The organism is Oerskovia sp. NPDC056781, assembly GCF_042789955.1.
Lineage (GTDB): Bacteria > Actinomycetota > Actinomycetes > Actinomycetales > Cellulomonadaceae > Oerskovia > Oerskovia rustica.
Window position 1 is genome coordinate 1 of sequence record NZ_JBHUAD010000209.1, and the last position, 7,175, is coordinate 7,175.

The window sequence follows — 7,175 nt, forward strand, 5'->3', positions numbered from 1 at the left end:
CCTGAGGGACCGGCCGTTCCGTGTGCTCGCGGTGCAGCACCCACCCGATCGCTCGGGGGGTGCGAGCGCTCGCCGTCAGGCGGGCGCGACCTCGTCGGAGTCCGCGGACCCGTCGGCCTCGGCCGCGTCGTCGGCAGGCTTCTTGTACGGGTCGGCGTCGCCGGCGTACGTGGCCTTCTCGCGCAGCGCGGCGAGCTCGGCGTCGCGACGTGCCGCCTCGTGGAGGGCGACGTCGAGGTGGGCCGCAGTGTCCGGCACCGAGTCGAGGTGGAACTCGAGCGTCGGCGTGAGCCGGATGCCGGTCTGCTTGCCGACCTCGGAGCGGATGATCCCCTTGGCGCTCTCGAGCGCCGCGGCGGTCCCTGCCCGCTCCTCGTCGTTGCCGTAGACCGTGTAGAACACCGAGGCGTTCTGCAGGTCACCGGTCACGCGCACGTCGGTGATGGTCACGAACCCGAGACGGGGGTCCTTGATCCGGGTGTCGAGCATCTGCGCCACGATGACCTTGATGCGGTCAGCGAGCTTCCGAGCCCTGGGCTTGTCGACCATGGTCCAGTCCTTTCATCAGGGTGAGCCCCCGGGGTTGCAGCCCACGGTGGGCCCCGTCAGGCGACGTGCGTGAACGAAAAGCTCCGCCGACGCCGGACCGTGGGGTGTGGCGGGTCGTGGTGGGTCTGGCACGAGCCGTCAGGCCCGCGGTAGACCCGCCACACCTCACGGGTAGGCGTCAGCGGAGAGGTACGTCAGCTACGCGGCTTCTCCCGCATCTCGAACGTCTCGATCGTGTCGCCGATCTGCAGGTCGTTGAACGACCCGAGGCCGATACCGCACTCGAAGCCCTCGCGGACCTCCGTGGCGTCGTCCTTGAACCGCTTGAGCGACTCGACCGTGAGGTTGTCGCCGACGACGGCTCCCCCACGCAGGACACGGGCCTTGGAGTTCCTTCGGATCTCGCCCGAGCGGACGATCGAACCGGCGATGTTCCCGAACTTGGAGGAACGGAAGACCTCGCGGATCTCGGCGGTGCCGAGCTGTGCCTCTTCGTACTCGGGCTTGAGCATGCCCTTGAGCGCAGCCTCGACGTCGTCGATCGCCTGGTAGATGATCGAGTAGAAGCGGACGTCGACGCCCTCGCGCTCCGCCAGAGCCTCCACGCGCTCGCCGTACTTGACGTTGAACCCGATGATGATCGCGTTGTCCACGGTCGCCAGGTTGACGTCGTTCTGGGTGATCGCACCGACGCCGCGGTGGATGATGCGCAGCTGGACCTCGTCGCCGACGTCGATCTGCAGCAGCGCGTCCTCGAGCGCCTCGACGGCACCCGACACGTCGCCCTTGAGGACCAGGTTGAGGGTCTCGACCTTGCCCTGCTCGAGCGCCTGGGCGAAGTCCTCGAGGCTGACGCGCTTGCGGCGCTTGGCCAGGAGGGCTGCACGCTCGGCGGCCTCGCGCTTCTCGGCGATCTGACGAGCGGTGCGCTCGTCGGGTGCCACGAGGAACGTGTCACCGGCGCTGGGCACGGACGCGAGCCCGAGCACCATGACGGGGCGGGCGGGGCCTGCCTCGGTGACGTTGTTCCCGTGCTCGTCGAACATCGCACGGACGCGGCCGTGGGCGGTGCCCGCGACGATCGCGTCCCCGACGTGCAGCGTGCCGGACTGGACCAGGACGGTCGCGACGGCGCCGCGGCCCTTGTCGAGGTTTGCCTCGATGGCGACGCCTCGTGCGTCCTTGTCCGGGTTGGCGCGCAGGTCGAGCGAGGCGTCCGCCGTGAGGAGGACGGCCTCGAGCAGCGCGTCGATGCCCATGTTCTGCTTCGCGGACACGTCGACGAACATGGTGTCGCCGCCGTACTCCTCGGCCACCAGGTTGTACTCGGTGAGCTGCTGGCGGATCTTGGCCGGGTTCGCCGACTCCTTGTCCACCTTGTTCACCGCGACGACGATCGGCACGCCGGCCGACTGCGCGTGGTTCAGCGCCTCGACCGTCTGGGGCATGACGCCGTCGTCGGCCGCGACCACGAGGATCGCGATGTCGGTGACCTGGGCACCACGGGCACGCATGGCGGTGAACGCCTCGTGACCCGGGGTGTCGATGAACGTGATGGGACGCTCGACGCCCTCGTGCTCGTGACGGACCTGGTAGGCACCGATGTGCTGGGTGATGCCGCCGGCCTCGCCCGAGATGACGTCGGTCTGACGGATCGCGTCGAGCAGTCGCGTCTTACCGTGGTCGACGTGGCCCATGACCGTGACGACGGGCGGACGAGCCTGGAGCTCGTCGTCGCCCTCGCCCTCGAGCTCGGCATCGAGGTCGATGTCGAAGGCACCGAGGAGCTCGCGGTCCTCCTCCTCCGCAGAGACCATCTCGATGACGTAGCCGAGCTCTGCCGCGAGCGAACCGAACGTGTCCTCGTCGAGGGACTGCGTGGCGGTCGCCATCTCACCGAGGTGGAACAGCACCGTCACGAGGCTCGCGGGGTTCGCGTCGATCTTGTCGGCGAAGTCGTTGAGCGAGGAGCCGTGACGCAGGCGCACCACGGTCGAGCCGTTCCCACGGGGAACCTGCACGCCACCCAGCGAGGGGGCCTGCATCTGCTCGAACTCCTGGCGCTTCGCCCGCTTCGACTTGCGCCCACGGACGGGGCGCCCTCCGGCACGACCGAACGCACCCTGCGTGCTGCCGCGACCGGCACCACCACGACCGCCACCACCGGGGCGACCGGCGAAGCCGCCGCCACCACCGGGAGCGCCACCGCCGCCGGGCCCGCCACCGGCGCCGCCGGGACGACCGGCGAAGCCGCCGCGACCGCCACCTGCACCGCCGCCACCGCCCGGACGACCGCCGGGAGCAGGACGGTCACCGGGGCGACCGATCGAGGTACGACCCGGCATCATGCCCGGGTTGGGGCGAGGCGCACCAGGACGCGGGGCGGGACGAGGACCACCGGGACGGGGTCCGCCGGAACGCTCCGTGCTGCCTGCTGCGGGGTTCGCGTTGGCCGCGGGGTCCGCGGCGCGCTCCGGACGCGCACCGGGCCGGGGCATGCCCTGGCTCGAGGCGAACGGGTTGTTGCCCGGGCGCGGGGAGCCGGAACGCGGCATGCCCTGGCTCGAGGCGAACGGGTTGTTGCCCGGGCGCGGGGCGCCAGGACGTGCGCCACCAGCGGACCCACCGGGGCGGGCTGCTGCGGGACGCGGGCCGGGCGCGGGGGCGTTGCCGCCACCGGCCGGCTTGGGCGATGCCGACGGCTTGCGCTCGGCAGCCGGTGCGGGCGCCGGTGCTGCGGGCTTCTTGGCCTCGGCGGCGGGCTCGACGAACGCGGGGCTCGCCGCGGCCTCCTTGGCGGGGGCCGGTGCGGGAGCCTTGGGTGCGGCGGGCGCCGGGGCTGCGGGGGCGGCCGGGGCCGGAGCAGCGGGCGCCGGGGCGGCCTCTGCTGCGGGCACGGGCTTGGGGGCTGCCGGACGTGCCGGCGCGGGCTTGGCGGGAGCGCTTGCGCTCTCCGTGCCACCGGCCGGGAAAGTGTCGCGCAGCTTGCGGACGACCGGCGGTTCGATGGTCGAGGATGCCGAGCGGACGAACTCACCGAGTTCCGTCAGCTTGGTCATGATGGTCTTGCTCTCCACCCCGAGCTCCTTAGCGAGCTCGTAGACGCGGACCTTTGCCACAACTCTCCTGTCTCGGCCCACCCGAAACAGGGAGGACCGTCTTTAGTGCTGGGTGCTCATCGCTGGGTACTCATCGGGTGCCCATCGGCTTCTAACCCGCTTCCTTGTCGACGATTCGTGCGGTGTTCGTGCGGTACTGGCGCGGTTCGGCCGTCGCGACGCGTGGTGCGCCGCCGACCGGGACCGCCGACTGACGATGACTGGCGATGACTGACGACGGGTCAGCCTTCCCTGTCGAGATGGGCTCGGGCTTCGGCGAGGTCCACGGGACCTGCGAGACGCAGGGCCCGGGGGAAGGCTCGTCGACGCTCGGCCAGCTCGAGGCAACGCCGAGCATCGTGGAGCCAGGCGCCGCGCCCCGGGAGCGACCGGCTGACGTCGACGAGGAGCCGAGGCTCCGGGACGTCGGGCTGGTCCACCACGAGGCGGAGAAGAACAGACCGCAGGTCACGTTCCCGGCAGCCGACGCACGTTCGAACGGGCGCGTGAGCGCCTGAAGGGTCGTGTGACGGTGTCCGGACCCGTGGCCCAGTCAAGGACAGTCTAGCGCGCCCGCTCACCTGGTGTTACCCGTTTCCGTCACCGGTGCCCGACTCCTCCCCCTCGCCCGAGGCCTCCGCGGCACGAGCGCTCGTCGCTCCGGCGTGGTCGACCTCGTCCGAACGGATGTCGATGCGCCAGCCGGTGAGCTTCGCGGCGAGCCGGGCGTTCTGCCCTTCCTTGCCGATCGCGAGGGAGAGCTGGAAGTCCGGCACGACGACGCGGGCGGCGCGAGCCTCGGCGTCCACGACGGTGACTGACGTCACACGCGCGGGCGACAGCGCGCTGGCCACGAACGCGGCCGGGTCGTCGCTGAAGTCGACGATGTCGATCTTCTCGCCGTGGAGCTCGGCCATGACGGCGCGGACGCGTGCACCCATGGGGCCGATGCAGGCGCCCTTGGCGTTGAGCCCCGCGACGCGCGAGCGGACCGCGACCTTGGACCGGTGGCCGGCCTCGCGGGCGATCGCCATGATCTCGACCGAGCCGTCCGCGACCTCCGGGACCTCGAGCTCGAAGAGCTTGCGCACGAGGTTGGGGTGGGTCCGGCTGAGCGTGATCTGAGGGCCCTTCATGCCGCGCGCCACGTCCAGGACGTAGGCGCGCAGGCGCTCGCCGTGGACGTAGTCCTCGGTCGGCACCTGCTCGTGCGGCGGCAGGAGCGCCTCGGTGCCGCCCACGTCCACGAGGACCATGCGTGGATCGTTGCCCTGCTGGATGACGCCCGCCAGGACCTCACCCTCCTTGCCGCGGAACGTGCCGAGGATCTGGTCGTCCTCGGCGTCACGCAGGCGCTGCACGATCACCTGGCGGGCGGTCGCGGTCGCGATACGACCGAAGTCCTTGGGCGTGTGGTCGAACTCGGGCCCGAACACCGGGGCCTTGTAGCGCCGGACCGGCTGGCCGTCCTCGTCGAGCTCGGGCTCCTCGTCCTCCTCGGCCGGGAGCTCCTCGCGGGCCCAGACCGTGACGTGGCCCGTGCGGCGCTCGAGCTCGACCCGTGCCCGCGCATAGGCGTCCGGGGTCCGGTGGTAGGCGGAGAGCAGCGCCTGCTCGATCGCCGCCACCAGGATGTCGAGGCTGATGTCCTTCTCGCGCTCCAGCAGGCGCAGCGCGCTCATGTCGATGTCCATCGATCAGACCTCCTCGTCGTTCGGGGCGTCGGCCCCGGGATTCGCGTCAACAGCCATCTCCGGGCCGAGGTCCACCTCGAGGGCGCGCTTGAGCTCGACCTGGATCGCCCCACGGACCACGTCGGCGAGCGCGACGGACTCCACGGGGGCGTCGGTGAGCAGCAGGTTCCCGTCCTCGACGTCCGCAAGACGTCCCTCGACGGTCCCGCCGTCCTGCAGCGCGAGCCGCACGACGCGTCCACGGGCGCGCTTGAAGTGGCGCAGCTCGGTCAGCGGGCGAGAGGTTCCGGGGGTCGAGATCTCGAGCGTGTAGGCGCCGGGAAAGGCGTTCGACGTGTCGAGCACGGCGTTGATGTCGCGCGAGACCTCGGCGACACGGTCCAGGCCGAGGTTGCCCAGGGCGTCCTCGGGGAGGTCCAGCGTGATGCGGACGACCGAGCGGCTTCCGGCCAGGGTGACGGTCACGTCCTCCAGGTACAGGTCCGCGTCCTGTACGACCGGTTCCACGACCCGGCGGACCCTGTCCGCCCCGGCCTGCTTCGCCTTGTTCATCTCTCGGTCTCCCGTCGGCTCCCACTGCCCACCGGGCAAGGATTCGACCGGTGTGTTGTTGTACGGGATCAGCCTAACGACTCACCCACGCCGAACGTGACATCATCACCCTCGATGACTGCCGAACCTGCTCCGCACCCGCACCGTCCGAACCACCCGGACACCGCCTCAGCGTCCGCTTCGTCACGTTTTCCACGGCCGAACGCCCCGGGGCGCCCCGTCGTGCGCCGTGGCGTGGTGGCGATCGTCACGTCGCTCGCGCTGCTCGTGGTCGCCGGATGCGGCCTGCGGCTCGAGAACCCGCCCCCGACCGAGCCCGTCCCGGACGCCCAGGAGACACTCCGCCGCGTCGCCGTCGAGGGCGCGCTGCTCGTGGGCGACCTCGCCGACGCGGCGGCCGCGACGCCGTCGGGCATGGACCAGGCGGCCCTCGACGCCCTGGCGAGCACGAGCACCCAGGCCGACGAGCACGTGACACAGCTGGGAGGCGTCTACGACTCGGGGCTCCCCGAGCCCGACGCTGCCGCCGACGAGCCCACGACCGACGTGACCGACCGGCCGACGGCTCCGGCGACCGCGACTCCCGCGGAGGTCGTCGAGGCGCTCGCGACGTCCGCCGTCGCGCTCCGCGGGGTGACCGACGAGACCGAGGACGGGCCGTTCGCGCGCCTCGTCACGTCGATCGCGGCGTCCCAGGACGCTTCGGCGCGCCAGGTGGCCGCGACGACGGGCACCTCCCTGCCCGACTCGCTCCCCACCCCCACGGGGCTGCTCGTCCCCGAGGCCGCGCCGTCGGGCCTGAGCGCGACCGACCTGTCCACGATCGTCGAGGCCGAGGACGCCGCGGGGTACGCCTACGAGGTCCGTGCGGCGCTCGCCGACGGCGAGCTGCGCGACGCCGCGCTCGGACGCGCCCTGCTGCACCGCGCGCGGGCCGAGGCGTGGGCCCAGGCCGCGGGGACGGCGGGTGGGCCGCAGGACCCCCGCCGGGTCGCGTACACGATCCCGTCCGACGTCCAGACGCCGGAGCTCGCCGCGCAGCTCGAGACCTCGCTCGCACAGTCGTACGCCGCGCTCACGGGCGAGGCAGGAACCGGGACGCGTCTGCCTCTCGTCGACCTGCTGATCGAGGCGAACCTCGCCGCGATCGGCTGGGGCGCCGCGGTGAGCGCGTTCCCGGGCCTGCCCGAGCAGGCGCCGCAGACACCCGCGGCCGGCTGACGGTCGGCTGGACACCGCAGCACGAGACGGGCCGGGCCCGGGAGCGACGAACGCTCCCGGG

General features: G+C 72.0%; 6 protein-coding genes. 1 reads left to right on the plus strand and 5 read right to left on the minus strand.

Translation table 11 applies throughout. From position 1 onward, the window contains the following. Nucleotides 1-75: 75 nt before the first annotated feature. From rbfA to rimP, 5 genes are all read right to left on the minus strand, one after another. A complete protein-coding gene (gene rbfA / locus ACFRCR_RS15185) occupies nt 76-549 on the minus strand; it encodes a 30S ribosome-binding factor RbfA (protein ID WP_191795606.1) in 474 nt (157 codons plus the stop codon). A 194-nt stretch (nt 550-743) separates the two neighbouring features. After that, nucleotides 744-3,668 (minus strand): translation initiation factor IF-2, encoded by a 2,925-nt coding sequence (gene infB, locus ACFRCR_RS15190; protein WP_377678682.1) that lies wholly within the window; start codon nt 3,666-3,668, stop codon nt 744-746. A gap of 221 nt (nt 3,669-3,889) precedes the next feature. Beyond that, nucleotides 3,890-4,228 carry a YlxR family protein gene (locus ACFRCR_RS15195; RefSeq protein ID WP_377678684.1) on the minus strand — a complete coding sequence of 113 codons (339 nt, stop codon included), beginning with the start codon at nt 4,226-4,228 and terminating at the stop codon, nt 3,890-3,892. A 6-nt stretch (nt 4,229-4,234) separates the two neighbouring features. Beyond that, nucleotides 4,235-5,341, minus strand: coding sequence for a transcription termination factor NusA (gene nusA / locus ACFRCR_RS15200; RefSeq protein ID WP_377678686.1), 1,107 nt, complete (start codon nt 5,339-5,341; stop codon nt 4,235-4,237). A gap of 3 nt (nt 5,342-5,344) precedes the next feature. After that, entirely contained in the window at nt 5,345-5,893 is a 549-nt protein-coding gene (gene rimP / locus ACFRCR_RS15205) for a ribosome maturation factor RimP (protein ID WP_377678687.1), read from the minus strand. Nucleotides 5,894-6,115: 222 nt separating this feature from the next. Here rimP and ACFRCR_RS15210 point away from each other — a divergent pair, with 222 nt between their 5' ends. After that, on the plus strand, nt 6,116-7,114 hold the full coding sequence (locus ACFRCR_RS15210; RefSeq protein ID WP_377678688.1) for a DUF4439 domain-containing protein: 999 nt from the start codon (nt 6,116-6,118) through the stop codon (nt 7,112-7,114). Nucleotides 7,115-7,175 lie beyond the last annotated feature (61 nt).